The 21,711-nt window shown below is 40.9% G+C and carries 17 protein-coding genes; 15 read left to right on the top strand and 2 right to left on the bottom strand.

Going from position 1 to position 21,711, the window contains the following annotated elements; translation table 11 throughout:
• Window positions 1–171 precede the first annotated feature (171 nt).
• The 5 genes from deoB to E6139_RS07450 all read left to right on the top strand — a co-directional run bounded on the left by deoB (window position 172) and on the right by E6139_RS07450 (window position 5,237).
• Window positions 172–1,344 carry a phosphopentomutase gene (deoB, locus tag E6139_RS07470; protein ID WP_316402438.1) on the top strand — a complete coding sequence of 391 codons (1,173 nt, stop codon included), beginning with the start codon at window positions 172–174 and terminating at the stop codon, window positions 1,342–1,344.
• A gap of 24 nt (window positions 1,345–1,368) precedes the next feature.
• Window positions 1,369–2,187 (top strand): purine-nucleoside phosphorylase, encoded by an 819-nt coding sequence (locus E6139_RS07465; RefSeq protein ID WP_316402437.1) that lies wholly within the window; start codon window positions 1,369–1,371, stop codon window positions 2,185–2,187.
• Between the two features lie 42 nt (window positions 2,188–2,229).
• Entirely contained in the window at window positions 2,230–2,937 is a 708-nt protein-coding gene (deoD, locus tag E6139_RS07460) for a purine-nucleoside phosphorylase (RefSeq protein ID WP_316402436.1), read from the top strand.
• A gap of 97 nt (window positions 2,938–3,034) precedes the next feature.
• Window positions 3,035–3,775: an alpha/beta fold hydrolase gene (locus tag E6139_RS07455; protein WP_316402435.1), complete on the top strand. Its 741-nt coding sequence runs from the start codon at window positions 3,035–3,037 to the stop codon at window positions 3,773–3,775.
• A gap of 274 nt (window positions 3,776–4,049) precedes the next feature.
• Window positions 4,050–5,237: an iron-containing alcohol dehydrogenase gene (locus tag E6139_RS07450; RefSeq protein ID WP_316402434.1), complete on the top strand. Its 1,188-nt coding sequence runs from the start codon at window positions 4,050–4,052 to the stop codon at window positions 5,235–5,237.
• 22 nt (window positions 5,238–5,259) lie between these two features.
• On the opposite strand, the gene E6139_RS07445 is transcribed toward E6139_RS07450, so the two are convergent.
• Window positions 5,260–6,279, bottom strand: coding sequence for an acyltransferase family protein (locus tag E6139_RS07445; protein WP_316402433.1), 1,020 nt, complete (start codon window positions 6,277–6,279; stop codon window positions 5,260–5,262).
• Between the two features lie 115 nt (window positions 6,280–6,394).
• Between E6139_RS07445 and E6139_RS07440 the strand changes: the two genes are divergently transcribed.
• From E6139_RS07440 to E6139_RS07415, 6 genes are all read left to right on the top strand, one after another.
• Window positions 6,395–7,267, top strand: coding sequence for an alpha/beta hydrolase fold domain-containing protein (locus E6139_RS07440; RefSeq protein WP_316402432.1), 873 nt, complete (start codon window positions 6,395–6,397; stop codon window positions 7,265–7,267).
• Between the two features lie 177 nt (window positions 7,268–7,444).
• Entirely contained in the window at window positions 7,445–8,059 is a 615-nt protein-coding gene (locus E6139_RS07435; protein ID WP_316402431.1) for a TVP38/TMEM64 family protein, read from the top strand.
• Between the two features lie 75 nt (window positions 8,060–8,134).
• A complete protein-coding gene (locus E6139_RS07430) occupies window positions 8,135–9,088 on the top strand; it encodes a Gfo/Idh/MocA family oxidoreductase (RefSeq protein ID WP_316402430.1) in 954 nt (317 codons plus the stop codon).
• Window positions 9,089–9,380: 292 nt separating this feature from the next.
• Window positions 9,381–10,130, top strand: a complete 750-nt coding sequence (locus E6139_RS07425) for a MerR family transcriptional regulator (protein WP_316402429.1) — start codon at window positions 9,381–9,383, stop codon at window positions 10,128–10,130.
• Between the two features lie 243 nt (window positions 10,131–10,373).
• Entirely contained in the window at window positions 10,374–10,898 is a 525-nt protein-coding gene (locus tag E6139_RS07420) for a hypothetical protein (protein ID WP_316402428.1), read from the top strand.
• Between the two features lie 387 nt (window positions 10,899–11,285).
• On the top strand, window positions 11,286–11,771 hold the full coding sequence (locus tag E6139_RS07415; protein WP_316402427.1) for a helix-turn-helix domain-containing protein: 486 nt from the start codon (window positions 11,286–11,288) through the stop codon (window positions 11,769–11,771).
• A gap of 680 nt (window positions 11,772–12,451) precedes the next feature.
• Here the strand turns inward: E6139_RS07415 and E6139_RS07410 are convergent.
• A complete protein-coding gene (locus tag E6139_RS07410) occupies window positions 12,452–13,960 on the bottom strand; it encodes a helix-turn-helix domain-containing protein (protein WP_316402426.1) in 1,509 nt (502 codons plus the stop codon).
• Window positions 13,961–14,368: 408 nt separating this feature from the next.
• Between E6139_RS07410 and E6139_RS07405 the strand changes: the two genes are divergently transcribed.
• From E6139_RS07405 to E6139_RS07390, 4 genes are all read left to right on the top strand, one after another.
• Window positions 14,369–15,847, top strand: a complete 1,479-nt coding sequence (locus E6139_RS07405) for an amino acid permease (protein ID WP_316402425.1) — start codon at window positions 14,369–14,371, stop codon at window positions 15,845–15,847.
• A 27-nt stretch (window positions 15,848–15,874) separates the two neighbouring features.
• On the top strand, window positions 15,875–17,251 hold the full coding sequence (locus E6139_RS07400) for a glutamate decarboxylase (protein ID WP_316402424.1): 1,377 nt from the start codon (window positions 15,875–15,877) through the stop codon (window positions 17,249–17,251).
• A 76-nt stretch (window positions 17,252–17,327) separates the two neighbouring features.
• Window positions 17,328–18,839, top strand: a complete 1,512-nt coding sequence (gene gltX / locus E6139_RS07395; RefSeq protein ID WP_316402423.1) for a glutamate--tRNA ligase — start codon at window positions 17,328–17,330, stop codon at window positions 18,837–18,839.
• 519 nt (window positions 18,840–19,358) lie between these two features.
• Entirely contained in the window at window positions 19,359–21,704 is a 2,346-nt protein-coding gene (locus E6139_RS07390; protein ID WP_316402422.1) for an SSURE domain-containing protein, read from the top strand.
• Window positions 21,705–21,711: the final 7 nt, after the last annotated feature.

Genomic DNA, 21,711 nt, shown 5'->3' with positions numbered 1-21,711 from the left:
GCTGCCAGTCCAACATTCTCAGATGTACAATGGCTTTCAGTTTACGGAACATCAAGAACCCAATATACTTGGGTTGTGTCGGTATTCTTCGTCCGACAGTATTTTTGTTAAATTTATAAGCAGCTTCGGCTTGCTTATTTTGATATAAATTAATAGAAAGAGGGAATAGAAATGTTTAAGCGCATTCACTTAGTCGTAATGGATTCAGTAGGTATCGGAGAAGCACCAGATGCTGAAAAATTTGGAGATGTAGGTTCAGATACATTAGGTCATATTGCAGAAGAAGCCGGATTGAATATTCCGCATTTAGAACAGCTTGGACTTGGAACGATTCGTCCATTAAAAGGTGTGAAAGACGTAGCGGATCATGATGGTTATGCGACAAAATTGGAAGAGATTTCTGTTGGTAAGGATACGATGACGGGTCATTGGGAAATTGCCGGTTTGAATATCCAAACGCCATTCCGTGTCTTCCCTGAAGGATTTCCACAAGAATTGCTGGATAAAATTTCTGAGTTTTCTGGTCGCGGCATTATTATGGGAGCCAACAAACCTTATAGTGGAACGGAAGTCATCAAGGATTTCGGTGAAGAGCAAATGAAGACCGGCGATTTGATCATCTATACGTCTGCTGATCCGGTATTGCAGATCGCAGCTCATGAAGAGATCATTCCGTTGGAAGAATTGTATAAGATTTGTCAGTATGTCCGTGATATTACGAAAGATGATCCTTATATGATCGGTCGGATTATTGCGCGTCCTTATCTGGGCGAACCAGGCAACTTCACTCGTACCAGCAACCGTCACGACTATGCCCTTGATCCATTTGGCAAAACTGTTTTGGATTCATTAAAGGATAACGGCAAAGATGTCATCGCAGTTGGTAAGATCAACGATATCTTTAACGGTCAAGGTATCACCGATGCGGTTCGTACAAAGAGCAACATGGATGGCGTCGACAAATTGCTAGATGTAATGAAGAATGATTTCACTGGATTGAGCTTCACGAACTTGGTTGATTTCGATGCGTTGTTCGGTCACCGTCGCGATGTCGTCGGCTATGCTCATGCGATCGAAGAATTTGATTTACGGATTCCTGAAATTTTGGATGCGATGCAAGAGGACGATCTATTGATGATTACTGCCGATCACGGGAACGACCCAACCTTTACCGGAACAGACCACACCCGTGAATACGTGCCATTCTTGGTTTACAGCAAGAAGATGGAGGCACAAGGAAAATTACCGCAAGGCTACTATTCAGATATTGCTGCAACAATCGCTGAAAACTTTGACGTACCGGCAACTGAAAATGGCGAAAGCTTCTTGAAACTATTGAAATAAAAACTATCTATAAAGGAGACGTTTATGACAGACTTACAGGATAAAATTCAACAAACAGCAAGCTATATCCAAGACAAAGGAGTAGCGGATGTTGCATTCGGCTTGATCTTAGGTTCAGGTTTAGGCGAATTAGCAGAGGAAATCGAAAATCCCGTGGTGATCCCCTACAACGAGATCCCACATTTTCCAGTATCAACCGTAGTTGGGCACGCTGGACAATTAGTTTATGGCAGTTTAGCTGGTAAAAATGTTTTAGCGATGCAAGGTCGTTTCCACTATTATGAAGGAAACACGATGGAAACAGTGACGTATCCAGTTCGTGTCATGGCGGCACTAGGCATTCACTCAGTGGTTGTGACCAACGCAGCTGGCGGTGTGAATGAAGGCTTCCAGCCTGGAAACTTGATGCTGATCACTGACCACATCAACTTCATGGGAACCAATCCGTTGATCGGACCAAACGATGAAAATATGGGACCACGCTTCCCAGACATGAGCGCGGCTTATACCAAAGAATATCAAGAAAAAGCCCGCGAAGTTGCAGACAAATTATCGATTGATCTTCAGGAAGGCGTTTATCTTGGCATGACCGGTCCAACGTATGAAACTCCTGCGGAAATTCGGATGGCGCGGACGATTGGCGCGGATGCTGTCGGTATGTCAACCGTACCCGAAGTCATTGTTGCGGCACACAGCGGCATGAAGGTTCTAGGGATTTCTTGCATTACCAACTTAGCGGCAGGCATGCAAGCCAACCTGAACCACGCGGAAGTTGTGGAAACCACAGAACGTGTGAAAGAAGACTTTAAGAAACTAATCAAAGAAACTTTGGCAGTTCTGTAAGAAATTTATTAAGACGATAATTAATGAAGTAGGAGGAATACAATGAGCGTTCATATTGAAGCGAAACAAGGGGAGATTGCGGATAAAATTTTATTGCCAGGAGATCCATTGCGGGCAAAATTTATCGCGGAGAACTTTTTGGAAGATGCGAAATGCTATAACAATGTGCGAGGAATGTTAGGCTACACTGGAACTTATAAGGGTGAGCGTGTTTCTGTACAAGGGACTGGGATGGGAATGCCATCTGCTGGAATCTATGCGCAAGAATTGATCCAATCTTACGGCGTGAAGAAATTGATTCGTGTGGGTACCTGCGGAGCGTTGTCTAAAGACGTTCACGTGCGTGACTTGATTATTGCTCAAGGTGCGGTAACAAGTTCTTCAATGGTGAAAAAACATTTCCCAGATTTCCACTTTGCACCAATTGCCGATTTTGATTTGATGATGAAGGCCTATGAAGTGGCGAAGGAAAAAGGCTTCACGACACATGTTGGAAATGTGCTGTCAGAAGATACCTTCTACAAAGATGATTTGGCACCAACCTTTAAATTAGCCGAGTATGGTGTGATGGGCGTTGAAATGGAAGCGGCGATCCTGTATTACTTAGGCGCCAAATTCCACGTTCAAGCACTAGGTATTATGACCGTTAGCGATCATATGGTGACGGGAGAAGAAACAACTTCTGAAGAACGTCAAAATACCTTTAAAGACATGATGTATGTTGGATTGGAAACGTTGATTGCAGAATAATTTGGTAGAGACCGTTCTTCATTAATGAAGGGCGGTTTTGTCGTGCATTTCAAGATTGCTAGGTATAATGAAAGAAATACTCAGTAGGAGGAATAAGATGAAAGTAGTTGTACGTAAGCGCACAGTAGGAAATATTCCCTTGCTGGAGGTCGTCGCGGAGGATAAAATTTATGAACCGCTGCCGCTGATCATCTATTATCATGGCTGGCAGACAGCTAAGGAATTAGTATTGACGCAGGGACGGAAATTGGCGGCAAAAAATTTTCGGGTGCTGTTGCCGGATGCGGCGAATCACGGGGAACGTAAGACGAAAACATCGGAGATTCCTTCCCTGACGTTTTGGGATAGTATTCAAACAAACTTGTATGAGTTTGGCTATTTAGTGGATTATTTTGAAAATCTTGGCTTGGTCATGGGGAAAATCGGTGTTGGCGGAATTTCAATGGGTGGAATCACAACGTGTATGCTCCTGACGCATCACCCTGAGATTGATGTGGCGGCTTGTGTGATGGGCTCACCGGCACCAATCAAATACCGTGAACGAATCGCCATGCACGCAGGAGAACTGGGATTTTATTTACCGAAGGATTATCGTCAGTTGACCTCTTGGTTGGAAGGATATGATCTATCATTAGCCCCGGAAAAAGTTGCTGGTCGTCCAGTTATCTTTTGGCATGGAACGCAAGATGAGAAAGTCCCTTATCAACATACCGCGGACTTTATTGAAGCGAATCCACAGGATAATATCACATTTGTCAGTGCGGATGAACGGCATTTTGTTCAGATCGCCACGATGGATCAGATCACAGAATTTTTTGCAGATAATCTAAGCGTCTAACTCTTAATAAAGAAATCATTTTTCTTAAAATCGAAAAAAAATGAGTTTATTGTCGTCGCGCATACCATTTTTCTAATTACGCTGGTCTTCTCTACAATTATGGAGATAAATTTTTAGAAGAATTTATTCGGATTTTCGATGACATATCATTCTACTAACCTGTTAAAGCAGGAAGTATAACTGACAAAGCGTAAAGAAAAACTGGCAAGTTAGTTTCATTCTGGAAAGCTTTGGTTTATGCTTATTGGATAGAAGTAAACAGGGGGAATATTAAATGGAAAACTTTGATTTTCATGTAACAACGGATATTCGTTTCGGGAAAGACCGCTTGGCTGAATTACCAGAGGTGTTGAACCAATACGGTAAAAAAGTCTTAATCGTTTACGGCGGCGGCAGTATCAAGAAGATCGGTTTATACGATAAGGTGATGGAACAGCTGAAAGCCAATGGCAATGAAGTCTTTGAGTTAGCGGGTGTTGAACCTAATCCGCGTGTGGAAACGGTACGTCGCGGTGCGGAAATCTGTCGCAAGGAAAATGTCGATGTGATCTTAGCAGTCGGCGGTGGTTCAACGATCGACTGTGCAAAGGTCGTGGCAGCGGCGACGAAATTTGACGGAGATGCTTGGGACTTAGTCTTACAACGACGCAAATATCAAGGCGGTGCATTGCCATTAGTAACCATCTTGACGCTAGCTGCAACGGGTAGTGAAATGAACAGTGGTGCGGTTATTTCTAATCTTTCGACCCATCAAAAATTAGGAACAGGCAGCAGAGCGATGTTGCCTAAAGTATCTTTCTTAGATCCGCAAAATACCTTTAGCGTGAACAAATATCAAACAGCGGCTGGGTCTGCGGATATCATGAGTCATTTGATCGAAAACTATTTCAAACGGACGGAAGGGACCGATGTTCAGGATTCGGTTTCAGAGGGCTTGATGCGTTCGGTTATCAAGAATTGTCCGATTGCCTTGAAATATCCTGAGGATTACGATGCTCGTGCGAACTTGATGTGGGCAAGTACCTTGGCTTTAAATGGCTTGACTGGCAGCGGTAAAGCAGGTGCCTGGTCATGTCATCCGATGGAACATGAACTGAGTGCTTTCTATGACATTACGCATGGGGTGGGGCTAGCAATCTTGACGCCACGTTGGATGGAGTATGCCTTGAATGATGAAACAGTTGATAAATTTGCGAAATTCGCTTGGAATGTTTGGGACGTTGATGAAAGAGTTCCAATGCTGGCAGCACGTATTGGGATTCAAAAATTATACGACTATTTCAAAGCTTGCGGGATTCCAATGACCTTGCCGGAAGTCGGTATCAACGAAGAAAAATTTGATGAAATGGCTAAACAAGCCGTTGATCACAGTATGATCAAGACGGATGCCTATGTGCCAATGGACGAAGCAGCCGTTAAAGAAATCTTCACAGCTTGTTTAACCGAGAGTAATTTTGAATAGACAATAAATTAAAAACGGCGACTCATGACGAGTCGCCGTTTTTGTTGCCTTTGTTTGGCATAATAAAATGTAAAATTCGAGCAAGTGTTTTTCGCAGAATTTCTGTGACTTTTGGATGAGATAGCAGATAAGTAATAAAGACGCTGCCCGTCACTAAGAGAATCAAATGAAGAACAGGGTTATCTTCAAATTGTGTAAATTCAACTAATGGTGCCACTAGGTAAACATGGAGTAAATAAATAGCTAAAGTGCGCTGTCCCCATGTAGTAAAAAAGTGTGGCTTATTGTTGACGAGAGCCAGAAAGACGAAGATAAAGGCAAAGCCAATCCCGTATAAAAAGATGATCGTCAGTATATTCTGCAGCAGTGGAACAGGGAAGAACGCATAGGCACGATCACGCCATAATAGTTCTGGCGGCAAATTGTTTTTTGACCAAAAATAGGCATTCACCAAACCGAAAATGATGATTCCAAAGCTGATTGTTTTACGAAATGGAATTTTACGCAGTCGAGTAACAAGCTCTGGCGTAGTAAAATATCCAGCCAAGAAATAAGGGAGAAAGCCTAATGTCCGTGCCATCGCCATATAGGTTCCGAACTCGGTTAAAAAGCCGGAGAAAATCCCGATAATAAAACTTAAAATTAAGATTCTGCGTACTTTTACCAGGTCAGGTAGCAATAAACGCCAGATAAACATACAATATAAGTACCAAAGGGTCCATCCTGGACTCAAAATCATGAACTGATCGATTTTACCGATGGCCAGCATAATGAGGGTTAAAATTAAATTTAACAGCAAATAAGGGACAAGGAAAGTCTCCACTGCGGTGGAACGCCCCTTCTTCAGGTTTTTTGAAAAATAGCCAGAAATAAAGATAAAAACGGGCATGTGGAATAGGTAAATGAAAACGTAAAGAAATTCACCGACCTTGTTATCTAAACGAAAATATTCCAATGCGTGTCCTAAGACCACAAGTAAAATCAAGATGCCGCGAATATTATCAAAAAGGTACTCGCGATTTGGTTTTGTGATTGTGGACACCTCCTTCAGATTCCGTTATGCTTAAGAAGCAGACTGCAATAGTCCACCTTGTCTATTGTAGCATGAAAAGTCGGATTCTATGCGATTATGTGGGAATTATTTGGAGGATACAGCGATGCGCTATTCAGCAAAATTTGTAAAGAATGTGTTTAAAGTAATCAATATGAAAAAATTGGTGGGGGCGACGATGGTCGATCCGCCGAAGCGTCGGCGTTTGATCAGCCGTCAGCTTTCGCAAACGGATATCCCGCAAAAGATCACGGAGATCGATGGACATCAATTGATTACGTTATTTCCTGGTCATCCTACGAAGCGGCATGTGTTCTATTTGCATGGCGGCGGGTATGCGTTAGAAGCATCGCCCTTTCACAAGGAGATCCAAGAGCGTTTCGTTAAACGCTATAATTTAAAAGTAAGTTATTTCGATTATCCATTGGCGCCGGAAAATACGGCCGAAAAGACGGTACCTTTAACAGAAAAGGCTTTTCGTCAATTGACATATCTGTATCCCGATGACTGTTTCTTTTTATTTGGTGATTCAGCAGGAGGCGGGTTAGCGATGAGTTTGGCGCAGCATTTACGTAATATTGATCTGCCTAAACGTCCGAAAAAAATCGCGTTGGCCTCCCCGTGGTTGGACGCTTCATTAAGTGACCCACGTTCACAGGAGCTTCAAGAAAAAGATGTATTATTGGAAAAGGATTTATTGGCGGAAGCCGGGGAAAACTATGCGGGGAAATTACCGTTGACTGATCCCATGGTTTCGCCGATCTATGGCAGCTTTGATGACCTTGGTCGACTGTTGGTAGTAGCAGGGACCGATGAAATATTATATCCAGATGTTTTACGTCTTAGAGATCGAATCAGACGCAGTAAAGGAACTACGATGCGTTTGGAGGTCGTGGAAGGCATGATGCATGATTTTGTTGTTTACCCATTAAAGGAATCACTCCCGTATGTCGATCAGATCGGCGAATTTTATCAATAAGCCAGTTTTACTTCCTACTTTTAGTAGGTTAGTAAAATGGTTCGCGTGAAGACGATTGGAATCATTTTTCATGATTTTAGAAAAATAATTTCTTTAATAGGAATTAGCGTCAATCAAGTTCCGCAAGAAAATAATTATCTAAATTTCACATTTATGCACTTGTTAAGGAGGGGAAGGATGGCACAAAAAACGAGACAGCGCGCACCTTGGCAGCAAAAAGTGATTCAAATCGCACCTGTCGTTGGTCTAGCAGCGTTTATTCTTATATTGATCTATACTAGACGCTCCGGCATGTTCAGCTCGGTAGCGGACTTGCAGCATTTTATTAAGAATTTCGGTAATTTTGCGATCGTGGCTTTCATCGTCGTGCAGGCGATCCAGCCGATTGTTCCATTCTTGCCTGGTGGTTTTGCGACGATCGTAGGGATGCTGATGTTTGGCAATATCCCTGGGATCATCTATAGTTACATCGGTCTGGTGATTGGTGAAGTTGGATTATTCCTGCTGGTAAGGCGCTTCGGCCCGAAGTTTGCCCGACTGGTCTTATCTGAGAAGAATTTTGATAAATTTGAGACGACACTGCAGGATCATACGCAGGATATCAAGAAGCTACTAATCGTCTGTTTCATCTTCCCCTTCTTGCCGGATGATTTAACTTGTTTAGTGGCAGGGATGACTGATCTCTCTTTTCGGGAGTATTTGAAAATTGTGTTGATTTTTAAGATATGGTCTGTCGGTTCCTACGGCTACTTTTGTTTGTTTGTCTTGAACAAAACATTTGCAGGGCTCTAGAATAAATGATAATAGTAAAGGAAAAGAACTGGTTTATTCAAATCAGTTCTTTTATGTTCATTAGGGGGAAATAAAATGATACGTTACGGCATTTTAAGTACAGCACAGGTGGTTCCGCGTTTTGTAGCGGGAGTAAAGGAAAGTCAGGATGGCGTTGTGACTGCGATCGCTTCTCGCGGGATTGAAAAAGCGCAAAAGATGGCACAGGAACTGAAGATTCCTAATGCTTTTGGCAGCTACGAAGAATTGTGTCAAAGTGAGGAAGTCGATATTGTTTATGTAGCGGTTTACAACAAAGCTCACTATGATGCGGCTAAGTTGGCATTGCTGAATAATAAGCACGTTTTGTTAGAGAAGCCATTTACCATGACCCTTGCTCAAGCAGAGGAATTATTTGCGCTAGCTAGGGAACGCAACTTGTTCTTAATGGAAGCGCAAAAGGCACTGTTCTTACCGATCACTAAGCAAATCCAACAGATGATTCAAGCAGGAAAAATCGGAGCAGTTCGCTGGCTAGATTCAGTGACAGCCTATCCCAACATTGACCACATTTCTTGGTTCCGTGATCTAAGTGCGGGGGGCGGTGTTTTTCGCGGCGCGGGAACGTATCCGTTAGAGTATATGCAGCATTTATTAGCCGCTTCACCTAAAGAGTTCAAAGGAACTTTGACGTTTCCAGAGGACCAATCCGATGCTCAGGCACAGGCAACGTTGAACTTTCCCAATGGCGTGATCGGTACGATCTTTTTGACCGTTGATCTGGATTTATCAAAGCGCATGATTATTTATGGAGAGAAAGGCAAGATCGTTATTCCTGATTTTTGGAAGACAGATACTGCTGAGGTTCACTATCTAGATGGAAAAATAGAAACGCTCCATAGTACGCAAAATAGTGAGTTTGTCTTTGAAGTGAATCATGTGAATGAATGCTTGGAGCAAGGGCTGTTGGAAAGTCCAGTCGTAACCAAAGAATTGACGTTGAAAACCGTGGAGATTACCGAAACGATTTATAAGAACTATCAAAAATGATGGCAATGATCCAGCCGATGTGCTATAGTATGTCCCATGCGACGAGTCGAGTGGATCTGAAACATTGATCCTTCGATACCAGAGGCACAAAGACGTAAGTCACCTGTCGGATTTCAGGGTGTCGGAGAGTAGCTTAGTGGACGAAGAACCTTTCTATCAAATTTTTGATACTGGTCAAAAAACTCTTGGATTTTATTCCGAGAGTTTTTTTGTATACAAAATTAAGTTGAAAGAAATCCTTGACCTTTCCGTTACGTCAAGGTGTAAGATGGTTTTAGTCAGGAGGTGCAGGATGAGTTATACAGTTAAACAAATGGCGGAAATCTCTGGCGTCAGTGCACGGACGCTGCGGTTTTATGATGAGCGCTCATTATTAAAGCCAGCTTATCTAAGCGAGGCAGGCTATCGCATGTATACTGAAAGAGAAATTGATCGGCTGCAGCAGATTCTTTTGTATCGCTCAATGGGAATCCCATTGAAAACGATCAAAGAACTAATTGACCGCCCTGACGAAAAAATCGAGGACACATTGATCCAGCAAAAAAACCAGTTGGAGCAAAAGCGCGAAGAATTGGATAAGTTGTTGGAGACTGTCGAAAAGACCTTGAGTTACTATAAAGGGGAACTGAAAATGACAAATAAAGAAAAATTTGAAGCCTTCAAACAAGAAAAACTTGCGGAAAATGAAGCGAATTATGGCCAAGAAATCCGTGAAAAATATGGTGAAGAAACAGTCGAAGCATCGAATAAAAAATGGCAGAACATGAGTGAAGCCGATTATCAAAAGATGCAGGAAACCGAAGCTGAACTAATTGAAAAATTGCGGCAATACGTAACTGACGAAAATCCAGAATTGGCAGAAAAAATCTATCGTCTCCATAAAGACTGGATAAGCTTCAGCTGGGGGAAATACTCCGGTGAAGCGCATAAAGGATTGGCAGAGATGTATCTGGCTGACGAACGCTTCACCCAGTATTACGATGAAAAAAGCGGGACAGGAGCCACGGAGGCTTTGGTCCAAATTATTCAGGATTATGCATAGGCAAGCAAAAAAACAAATCAAAGGGGAAAAAGACTGACACTACCGTCTTCTTCCCCTTTTAATTTTACTTTGGAACCAGTAAAATAATGGAGTAAAAGCAACTATTTCGAAGTAATCTTTTTTATTTGTTTGGAAGAAGTGTGGAACAAATTGCCACCTCAAGAGAAATGAGTTGGCTTACTCAATGGGTTCAAGTTTTTTCATTAGGTGAAAGTGATTAAGTTTAAATTGGAGGGAAAGCTATTGTTGAAGCCGATTTTAGAGAACAAGGAAATGAAGGGTATTGAGAAAAGAAAAGCCATTATTGAACTGATAACGACGAATGAATTAAATGTAAAGGACTTAGCGGCAGAGAGTGTTGATTTGGATAGTAAGAAGCAGGTGATACTCTTTGAAGCGGTAGAGGCAATGACCAAGGAGAATCCGAGGCGATTTGATTCAACTATTGTAGATTTTATGAACGCTTATCTTTCAAATGAATCTAATCCAATAAAGAGAGAGACTTCAAGAATTATTGGCAATGTGGCAGTTGCTTATCCCGATAATTTAGAAGAAAGTATAGTATTGTTAATCCAAAATACTACGAATCCTGGGACGGTTGTTCGCTGGGGAAGTGCTTATGCCTTAAGTCGAATTTTGTTGCTTCCTAATTATGTGAACTCTTCTCTTTATGATACGTTGAAGAAGTTAAGCGATCAGGAAGAAGAGAACGGCGTGAAAAAGCAATATTTAAATGCCTTGAAAAAGGCAGATAAGAAGCGAAGCTGAAAAGATGGATAAAAAATATAACTAGAGCAGGTTAAGGAGTGCATTCTCAATAGGGAATGCGCCCTTTTTTTTATAGTCCTCAAATTGGAACGGCTATTATATACAACTTCTGCTGCACACATGATTTTTCAAGCGGTACTGCCATGATCAAATAATTGTTCACCATAAGTAACGTTTTGTCTTCCTACATCGATTGCTCTGAAATAGTGTGACTTGCTATTTAGAAGAAACTCGATAGTTTTTTGAATCTTTATGACTTCCTTGTATCCAGATAATTTTTTGCTCAGTGTGAATTTTCGTAACTGAAACAAACATTTCTTGTCTATGCTGCTTGGTTGTTCAGAGGGAGATTCCTGCTAGACTTTAAGTAAAGGAGGTAGGAATAATATGAAAAAGCCGAAGGAATTGACGATCAGTAAAAATTTGTGTTTTTTACGTAAGCAGTATCAATTTTCCTTAGAAGAAATCGCCGAGAAACTAGGAGTCACCCGTCAGACTGTGTCAGAATGGGAAACAGGGGAAGCAATCCCAGATTTGGTCAACACTTTAGCGTTCGCTGATCTGTATGATGTAACGGTTAACGATCTCGTAAGTTTTAATGAAACGGCGATCGGCTCGAAAATTCCGCCCAAGGGTAAGCACATGTTTGGCATCGTAAAGGTGCAGGAACGAGGACAGATCGTGATCCCTAAAGATGCTCGGAATATTTTTGACATCAATAAAGGAGACAATTTTGTTTTGTTGGGTGATGAATCGCCGGAATCCTTTGGTTTGGCTTTGGTTCCGGTTGAATTATTTTTAGGATTTTCTGATGTGCTGTTGGAGCAATTAAGGAATGGTGAAGGTCAGACTGGAAAGACTCGCGAAAGCTGACTATTTATCGAGAGAGTGAGTTTTTTAATTGTTGGCTGGATTTGAAAATACTTAAGTCTTTTAGAGAATAGTCTAAAGGGCTTTTTGTTAACGTCACATATAAATTTTGCAGTCGACTCAAAGGACGAAAGGATATAAATTTTTGACAAAATTTATGCTTATTTTCGTCGACATACCATTCTGCTAAACAGCTCGATTGATATGATAACTTTTACAAAATAAAAGAATTTCGAATAGTTAATTCTGCGAAAAGCAGAACTGGCAACTGACAGCTATCTCCAAAATAAGGAGACATTTTTCGAAACCCACGAAAAATGACATATCGTCGTCACGCATACGATTCTATTAACCTGCTAAGAGCAGGAAGTGGAACTCGCAGCTAGCTCATAAATAAGGAGAGAATTTTTCTAACGTAAAAATTCTTTCTATTTTCGTACGCATATCATTTTTCTAGCCACGCTAAAGCGTGAAGAAAAACTGACAAAATAAAGACGATCGAATATGTCGGTCGATCGTCTTTGTTCGTTAGTTTGGTTTTGGAAAGAGAAACTAACGGGGTCAGTATAACATAGAATTATTTTTTTGTTTTAAAGCAGTCTGTGAAATGAGTGGTTCTTTAGGAGCGTCTTTGCTCGAAATGGTTGAAAAGTTAAAATCATGTTCAAAAAGTGTGCACAATTTTAGTTTGCTTGCTGCAGCTTATTTTTTTCCATCATGATTTTACGGACCATGGATTGAACATTTTTCAAATCTTCGTATTTGTCTTTGCATTCTAAAAATAGAATCGGCTTGTTTTGGCTGTTTTCGATCGGGAAAAATTTATTAGTGCTGATAATTAAATCGACGGATTCATCTGCTAATAAAAAGCGATTCGGATCGACGAAGTTTAGTTTGACCAGCCCTCTGGTGCTCTTCATAAAGAATTTTTTCAGCCAAATGGAATTGAACTCGCCTTTTGAATCGTCAATAAAAATTGATAATTCGTATTCGGTCATAAATTCGTTGGCTAGGCTTAGAGCCGCATAAAGAAAGATCGCGTAGTCCAGCTGTGAATAGATCAAGCTGTTGCGCGGGCAAATCGTTTCAAAACGGACGCGCAGGTTTTCCTGAACAATCGCCATATCTTCAGGATAAAGATTGTGGTGCTCGCCGATCGGGACATAGTTATAGAAGCTTTTGAACAATAAGCGTGTGTGAATGACATAGAGTTCTTTTTCCAGTTCATCATAGTCAAACTGAAATTGATTGAAGAGCATGCCGATATTTTGGATGAAAAACTGATTGGCTTGATAAATATTCGAGTCGATCTCTTTATGGTATTTCTTTAGTTCATGGAAGAAATTGGTATTGCGATAAAAGACCATTTTTGATTGCAGGAATAATAGCATGAAATAGAGTTCGTCTTTGAAATTCGCGTATGCCGAGACATTTTCTTCCGTGATAAAGTGAAAATGCTGCACAAATTTATTGCCAATCAGGATCGATTCGACCGGCAATTCATTGTTCTCGATCTTATGTCCAGATAAATAGCGGATCAATGTGATATCTACTAAATAATCATATTGGATCTTGGTGATGGGATCGATTTGATCTGACAGCAAAAAACTCAGCTTCTCAAAAATAAAATTCTTCTCGGTCGAGTTTTCAATATTGAATGGGTGACCATAGCCGCCATACAGCTGCCAAAAGAAACTTAAGAAGAATAGCCGGATCGTCGGCTCTAACCCCGATAAGACCAACTCACCATTTCTGATATGAAGATCGATATTGGCTTCTCTGAGGAAATCCCGTACTTCGTAAACGTCCTTCTTTAAGGTGGAATAACTCAAGTTATATTTATCCGTCAACGAATCCATCGTATTTTCTTTATTTAATAGCAGGCCCTCCAGCAAGTCGATCTTGATGGAGATATGGTAGATAGCTAAGCAAAGTTCCTTATTTTGTGCATAATTTGTTTGGATGATTTGATAGTTTCGTTCAGAGGTAGTCAGCGGGGAGGTTCCGACTTGGTCCTTTACTTCATCGGAAAGCGCAGCTAAACGCTCCAGGTATTTGCTGGTTGTTCGTTTCTCAAAGCCGATTTGTTCTGAAATTTCATTGATATCATGAAAGCCAGGATGCTCTTTTAAATAAGTAAAGATGGCAAAAAGTGCCTGACTCTCAAAATCTAATAATAGATCAATGCTCATGAATTAACACTCCTTCAAGTTCACCAGTATAAGTCATCATCATTAAAGAAGGGATAAGCACTGTGTGAAAGTTGATTTAAAGATATCTGCGAGCTTTCTCCTTTTCTTTGAATTACTATCATTTGATTTAAATAAGCCTTGGATATTCCAAAAGTTTGCCGTGATTTTCTGCACAATTCAAACCTTTCTTGTTTTTTCTTAAAAAGCGTTTTTATCATAAGTCTGAATAAAAGTTGAAGTGATGATTATTAAAGGGTTTCTGCCATTTTGATGTCAGAATTATTTTTAATAAAGCTTCTAATAGAGGGATTAACAGTCGTTTGACTTTGATTTTTTAAGGGCTAATATGATGGCTGTAGTTCGGAAGTGCGCACTTCGATTGCAATGAATTTAAAGGATGTGTCACAAATGAATAACGAAGAGGAGAACACTTCTTTAAGCGATCACAACCAGCTTACGGGTGTTCAATTATTCTCAATGACTACTTCAATGGTCATGACTGTGTACGGTTTTGCGGCCTTTGCTAAACAAGGACCAACAGCTTTGTTCTTCCTATTTTTAGCAGGTATTCTATGGTTCATTCCCGTTACTCGTTCAGCGGGTGAAATGGCATCAGTCGATGGTTGGAGTAAAGGTGGAATCTTCACTTGGGGTCGTCACATGTTAGGCGAACGTCTAGGATGGTCCGCTCTGTTTTATCAATGGATTCATATTACGGTTGGTATGTGTACCATGATGTATTTCATCATTGGCTGTTTATCGATCACTTTCAATGTTCCGGTTATCAATACCAATCCATTGTTCAAATTCATCATTATGATGGTGATCTTGTGGGGCTTGATCTTCGCACAACAACGAGGAACAAAGATCACAGGGAAGATCGCTCAATGGAGCTTTACGATCGGTGTTATTATTCCAGTCTTTCTACTATTGTTCTTAACTGTTACGTACTTGGTTAAAGGGAATCCAATGTTGATCCATATCAACCCACATACGATCTTGCCAAAAAGCTGGAGCGGCAGTGTGTTAGTCGGATTTGTTCCATTTATCTTAGCCTTTGCGGGTGCTGAAGGATCAGCTACTCACGTAAAAGACTTAAAGAAACCATCTGTTTATCCTAAAGTTATGATGGCTTTAGCGATTTGTGCGATTGCTTCTGATATTATCGGAACCATTTCGATTGGTGCAACGATTCCAAACGCGAAGATTCAATTAAGTACGGGTATCGTTTATGCTTACGGCGCTTTGGTTCAACAATTTCCATGGATCAACGTGGTATTTATTGAACGCTTGATTGGCTTATTACTTGCGATCGGAATCATCGGCGAAATCAGTAGCTGGGTCGTTGGACCAAATGCTGGGATGTATGAAGCAGCTAAGGAAGGCTATTTGCCTGAACGTTTTGCCAAAACCAATGCATATGGCGTTGAAACCAACGTTATGATTTTGCAAGGTGTGATCGTTTCAATCATGGCTGCACTGTTGACCTTTGGTGCCGGCGGTGATAAATCAAATCTTTCATTCCAAACAGCAATGAGTTTGACCGTTGCTCTGTATACCTTAATGTATATGCTGATGTTCGTTACTTATTTGGTTTTAGTGTTCAAACACGACGATTTGAATCGGACGTTCCGAGCAGCGAAATCGAAAGTAATGCGTGTCATCATGGGTGTTCTAGGTCTAGTATTATCAGCTTTCGGATTTGTCGTAACATTCTTCCCGCCAGCTGCTTACACGATGCATCAAAAACATACGTATCTAACTTTGCTGTTATCAGCATTTATCGTCGTTTTCTTCATTCCATTTATCATGTATCTGTTCCACGGAAATTGGACATTGCATCATCATGATAAAACAGGAAACGACTTGCACCACCAAGCACATTAAAATATAAACAATTAGGAGATCTTTTAAATGCAAACAGATTATTTAGAAAGTTCATTTTTAGGAAGCAAAGAAGCTGCTCGCAGCATGCCTAAAGAAGTATTACCTGATGAGGGTATGAACCCTGACACAGCCGAGACGCTCGTCAATCATATTCGGTTGAATGAAGCCAAGGCGGATCAAAATTTGGCAACATTTTGTACCACTCAAATGGAACCACAAGCGGATCGCTTGATGCTTGGTTCACTTGAAACGAATGCGATTGACAAATCAGAATATCCAAAAACCACCGCAATGGAAAACTATACCATCAGTATGGTTGCTCATATGTGGAATATCGGTGAAGGTAAAAAATTATTTCAAGACTTCATCGGAACTTCAACAGTAGGTTCTTCAGAAGGTTGTATGCTAGGTGGACTTGCATTATTGCACAGCTGGAAACATCGTGCAAAAGCAGCCGGCTTAGATATCGACAACTTACATGAACACAAACCTAACTTAGTTATCAACTCAGCGTTCCAAGTTGTATGGGAAAAATTCTGTACGTACTGGAATGTCGAGATGCGGGAAGTTCCAATGGATGAAAACCATATGTCATTAAACACTGACACCGTCATGGATTATGTTGACGAAAACACCATTGGTATCGTAGGTATCCAAGGGATCACTTACACCGGCCGCGTTGATGATATTCAAAGACTAGATGAACTTGTTTCTGAATACAACAAAACAGCAAAATTACCAATCAAGATCCATGTCGACGCAGCATTTGGCGGCTTCTTTGCACCATTTGTTGATGGTTTCAAACCATGGGACTTCCGTTTAAAAAATGTAGCATCAATCAATGTTTCAGGGCATAAATACGGGATGGTCTATCCTGGTATTGGCTGGATTGTTTGGCGCGAAAATACGGAAGACTATTTACCAGCAGAAATGCGTTTCTCAGTTCCTTACCTTGGCAGCAGCGTAGATTCTATCGCTATCAACTTCTCACATAGCGGAGCACACATCGTTGCCCAATACTACAACATGATTCGCTTTGGTCGTGAAGGCTTCACTGCCATCATGAACAATGTTCGCAGCGTATCACAACGAATCAATCAAGAATTGAAGGACCTAGGTATTTTCGAAATCATCAATGATGGTTCACAATTACCTATCAACTGCTGGAAAATTGCAGACAATGTGGAATTAACTTGGAATCTTTATGACTTAGAAGATAAGTTGAAAGAATACGGCTGGCAAGTGCCTGCTTACCCACTTCCTGTAAGTCTGGAAGATGTCACAATTAGTCGAATCGTTGTTCGCCCATCCATGACAATGGCCATTTGTGATGATTTTATTGAAGATTTGACTCGGGCAATTGACGATCTAAATCGTAATCATTTGATTCATCACGCATCTTAACATATAATAGCATCTGTTATTAAAGCCCTGATAAAGTAAGTCATTTATTAGGGCTTTTAAACTGGAGGGAATCAAATTGAAAAAAGATAAAGTAGAAGTTACCGGCGACGTACGAGTTCGATACGCACCAAGTCCAACAGGTTTTTTGCATTTAGGGAATGCGCAATCCGCGTTATTCAACTATTTGTTTGCCAAACATTATAAAGGCACTTGGGTCTTACGAATCGAAGATACTGACTTGAAACGAAATGTGGAACATGGCGAAGAAAGTCAGATGGAAAATCTTCATTGGTTAGGTATCGACTGGGATGAAGGTCCGGATAAACCGAAAGTCGAATTTGCCCCTTACCATCAAAAAGATCGTGTGAACTTGTATCACAAATACGTACAACAATTATTAGACGCTGGTTTAGCCTATAAAGACTATGCCACCGAAGAAGAATTAAAAGAACTACATGATCAACAAATCGAAGCCAAAATCGCGCCTCATTATGACGGTCGCTGGTATGGTGCATCAGAAGAACAAATCAAACAAGCCGAAGCAGAAGGACGCAAGCCAACTGTTCGTCTGCATTTACCCGCCGACCATGTTTACGGCTGGGATGATATGATTAAAGGCCGAGTAGAGTTCAACTCTGATAACATCGGCGGAGATTTCATCATTGAAAAGAGCAACGGCATGGCGACTTACAACTTTGCGGTAGTTATTGATGATTATCTAATGAAGATGACCCACGTATTGCGTGGCGATGACCATATTGCCAATACGCCTAAACAAATCGCTGTATACGAAGCGCTAGGTATCCCACAACCGCTATTCGGTCATATTACACTGATCTATAGCTTGGATACTCATAAAAAATTGAGTAAACGGGATAAAAACACGCTGCAATTCATCAGCCAATATCGCAAATATGGTTATTTGAATGAAGCGTTGCTGAATTTTATCGCTTTCCTTGGCTGGTCACCAGTCGGAGAAAAGGAATTGTTCACGCGAGAAGAATTGATCGAAGCGTATGACATCAACCGGATGTCTGCATCGCCTGCTTACTTTGACCAAAAGAAACTCGACTGGACCAATGCAGAATATATCAAGAAAACTTCTGTCGACGAATTGACTAGACGGATCATGCTCTTAGTTGATGCTGCCGAAACCGATGTAGCAGAACAACTAAAAGCGATCAACATTGATAAGGATCTTGATTTCGTCAAAAAGGTCGTGGACATCTATCATACGGAAGCGAAAACCTTAATGACATTTATGGAAAAAATCTTGTTTATCAAAAATGCCAATCAAGTGACCTTCACTTATGCCGACTTGGCAGAATTTGATAGCGAAGGCGTCAAACAAATTTTAACCGCGATGTCACCAAAAGTGAAAGATGCAGTAGAACCAGTGGACTATCCAGCGATTCTTTCAGCCGTTCAAAAAGAAACTGAACAAAAAGGACGCAAGCTGTACATGCCATTGAACGTCGTCTTCACCGACAGTAAATCTGCTCCTCAAATCACGGATATCATGTCGGTAATGCCGAAAGAAACAGTTCAACATTTGATCGACAATGCGTTGACTTACTTAAATAAATAATTTCTCTAACTTGAGCGTTTAGTCCTGATTTCCACAGAACTGAACGCTCAAGTTTTTTTATTTGGTTGTAAGAGTTAGATTGTTCGAAGGTAAAATGTATTTCTTAACTGACTCTTAACTAGATGCTAAATAGACCTTAAGCGAGATTCTTTTCTTCTTTCCAAACACAATACACCAATTCTCTTTTCGTTTTTATTTCTCGTTTATCTGACCAAAATGCTGATTTTCCGATTTTCTTAAATGGAGTGTTCCGTGGGAGATCACACTTTTTTTTCTAATAAAATGAAAGATTTAAGAATTGAAGGAGTAAGCAAACGGATTGCTTATGGACTGTAAAAGTCCTATATTTTAGCCAGCAAAGGGAAACAAGTGAAAAGGAGATTGTCGTTATGAAAAGTGAAAAGATAAAAATCCTTTTGATCACAGGTAGTTCTTCAATCGACAAAAGTCCACCATGTCGAATGTGTCGCTTGTAGGTAAAAATCGACTAGAGGAATTTACTGAGATGGAGTGATCAAGATGTCAAAGAAAAAACAAGAAGCAATCAAAAAATTTAAAAGAGCTAAAAGAAAAGTAACCACACCGATCGTCGCTTTAGGAGTAAGCAGTCTATTTGCATTAGGCGCTCAAGCAATCAATGTTGCTGCTGAAACAACATCAACGAATAATGCAGCGATCACGAATACGATGAATGAGCAACAAAATTTAACTAGTAATATCAAAGATAGCATCACTGTTCCAGACAGCTATTTGAAGAATGCGAAATATCCTGGTCCATTCACTGCTGGTGTCAATCAAGTAATTCCGTTTGAAGCCTTTGGTGGGGACGGCATGTTGACACGTTTACTATTGAATTCTTCTGATGGTGCAGCATGGTCAGACAACGGCTCGGCTAAAAATAGCGCGTTACTACCAGTGGAAGGATTACAAAATGGTCAGTATTTCTATGAAGTTGATTTAGATGGCAATGCTGCTGGAAAACAAGATGACGCTTTATTGAGTGATTTGCAAAGTGGTCAGGCTACAAGCTATAACGCAACAGTGAAAGTTTATGCTGCCAAAGATGGCAAAGCTGATACATCTCAAGCAGTCGCTCAAAAGAATGTAAAAATCAATTTCGCCTCTGATATTCAAAAAGCTGTTTCAGCAAATATCAAAGACAGCATTACCGTTCCGCAAAACTATTTGGCTAATGCGAAATACCCTGGGCCATTCACAGCAGGAGTGAACCAAGTGATTCCGTTTGAAGCCTTCGGTGGGGACGGCATGTTGACCCGTTTGCTGTTAAACTCATCTGATGGCGCAGCATGGTCAGACAACGGCTCGGCTAAAAATAGTGCGTTACTACCAGTTGAAGGATTACAAAATGGTCAGTATTTCTATGAAGTCGATCTTGATGGAGATGCAGCTGGTAAACAAGATGCTGCATTGTTGAGTGATCTACAAAGTGGAAAAACAACAGCTTACAATGCCACTGTCAAAGTCTACGCTGCCAAAGATGGCAAAGCCGATACTTCGAAAACAGTCGCTGAAAAGAGTGCCAAAGTCAACTTTACACCCGCTGTTCAAAAAGATCTGACAACCAATATCAAAGACAGTATTACTGTTCCGAAAAACTATTTACTTAACGCTGTTTCACCTGGTCCATTCACAGCAGGAGTGAACCAAGTAATTCCGTTTGAAGCCTTTGGTGGAGATGGCATGTTAACTCGCTTGCTATTGAACTCATCTGATGGTGCACCATGGTCAGACAACGGCAGCAAGAAGAACGCCGCCTTATTACCAGTTGAAGGATTACAAAATGGTCAATATTTCTATGAAGTTGATCTTGATGGCAATGCAGCTGGCAAGCAAGATGCGTCTTTATTAGATGGTTTGAAGGCTTCAACCGCAACAAAATACAATGCAACAGTGAAAATTTACGCTGCTAAAGATGGCAAAGCCGATACTTCTAAAGTCGTTGGACAAAAAGCAGTGACAATCAATTTAGCATCAACTGTTCAAACGAATCTAGATGCGAATATCAAAGACAGCATTACTGTTCCAGCAAATTACTTGAAGAATGCCGTTTACCCAGGACCATTTACCGCCGGAGTGAACCAAGTGATTCCATTCGAAGCCTTTGGTGGGGACGGTATGTTAACTCGCTTGCTATTGAACGCTTCTGATAAGGCTCCATGGTCAGACAATGGCAGCAAGAAGAATGCCGCATTACTACCAATCGAAGGCCTGCAAAATGGTCAATACTTCTATGAAGTTGATCTAGCTGGAAATGCCGCTGGAAAAAGCGATGCCGCTTTATTGAAAGAATTGAAGGATGGCAAAGCGGACTCTTACAAAGCGACAGTGAAGGTTTACGCCGCTAAAGATGGCAAAGCCGATACTTCTCAAGTTGTTGGTCAAAAGAATGTGACCGTCAATTTGAAGCGTGACGCTGCAAAACCAGTCGTGGATAAAGGCGTCGTTTTATACCGTGCCTACAATCCAAATTCTGGTGAACACTTATATACAGCAGATAAGACAGAATTTGACAAAGCCGTCAAAGCTGGCTGGCATGATGAAGGAACTGCTTGGAAAGCAGCTACTTCAGGTACACCTGTTTATCGCTTGTACAACCCAAATTCTGGTGAACACTTCTACACAATGGATCTAAAAGAATACAACAAAGTCGCAGCAGCCGGTTGGCATAAAGAAGGTTTTGCCTTCTACTCAAATACAGCTAAGGGTACACCAATCTATCGTGCCTTTAATCCAAATGCCAAAGGTGCAGGTTCTCACTTCTTTACTTCTTCAGAAAAAGAATGGAATCACCTTGCTAAGGTCGGTTGGCGCCAAGAAGGCATTGCCTTCTATGGTGTGAAATAAGAAAAAC

The organism is Enterococcus sp., assembly GCF_032555305.1.
Classification (GTDB): Bacteria; Bacillota; Bacilli; order Lactobacillales; family Enterococcaceae; genus Enterococcus_A.
The sequence above is the reverse complement of the archived record's forward strand: the minus strand, read 5'-3'. Positions and strand labels throughout refer to the sequence as shown.

Excerpts from the sequence above, each read along its gene's own strand:
- E6139_RS07410 (WP_316402426.1), bottom strand. The coding sequence starts at position 13,960 with ATGAGCATTGATCTATTATTAGATTTTGAGAGTCAGGCACTTTTTGCC.
- E6139_RS07415 (WP_316402427.1), top strand. The coding sequence starts at position 11,286 with ATGAAAAAGCCGAAGGAATTGACGATCAGTAAAAATTTGTGTTTTTTA.
- E6139_RS07455 (WP_316402435.1), top strand. The coding sequence starts at position 3,035 with ATGAAAGTAGTTGTACGTAAGCGCACAGTAGGAAATATTCCCTTGCTG.
- deoD (WP_316402436.1), top strand. The coding sequence starts at position 2,230 with ATGAGCGTTCATATTGAAGCGAAACAAGGGGAGATTGCGGATAAAATT.
- E6139_RS07390 (WP_316402422.1), top strand. The coding sequence starts at position 19,359 with ATGTCAAAGAAAAAACAAGAAGCAATCAAAAAATTTAAAAGAGCTAAA.
- E6139_RS07450 (WP_316402434.1), top strand. The coding sequence starts at position 4,050 with ATGGAAAACTTTGATTTTCATGTAACAACGGATATTCGTTTCGGGAAA.
- E6139_RS07400 (WP_316402424.1), top strand. The coding sequence starts at position 15,875 with ATGCAAACAGATTATTTAGAAAGTTCATTTTTAGGAAGCAAAGAAGCT.
- E6139_RS07430 (WP_316402430.1), top strand. The coding sequence starts at position 8,135 with ATGATACGTTACGGCATTTTAAGTACAGCACAGGTGGTTCCGCGTTTT.
- E6139_RS07435 (WP_316402431.1), top strand. The coding sequence starts at position 7,445 with ATGGCACAAAAAACGAGACAGCGCGCACCTTGGCAGCAAAAAGTGATT.
- E6139_RS07440 (WP_316402432.1), top strand. The coding sequence starts at position 6,395 with ATGCGCTATTCAGCAAAATTTGTAAAGAATGTGTTTAAAGTAATCAAT.
- E6139_RS07425 (WP_316402429.1), top strand. The coding sequence starts at position 9,381 with ATGAGTTATACAGTTAAACAAATGGCGGAAATCTCTGGCGTCAGTGCA.
- E6139_RS07465 (WP_316402437.1), top strand. The coding sequence starts at position 1,369 with ATGACAGACTTACAGGATAAAATTCAACAAACAGCAAGCTATATCCAA.
- E6139_RS07405 (WP_316402425.1), top strand. The coding sequence starts at position 14,369 with ATGAATAACGAAGAGGAGAACACTTCTTTAAGCGATCACAACCAGCTT.
- deoB (WP_316402438.1), top strand. The coding sequence starts at position 172 with ATGTTTAAGCGCATTCACTTAGTCGTAATGGATTCAGTAGGTATCGGA.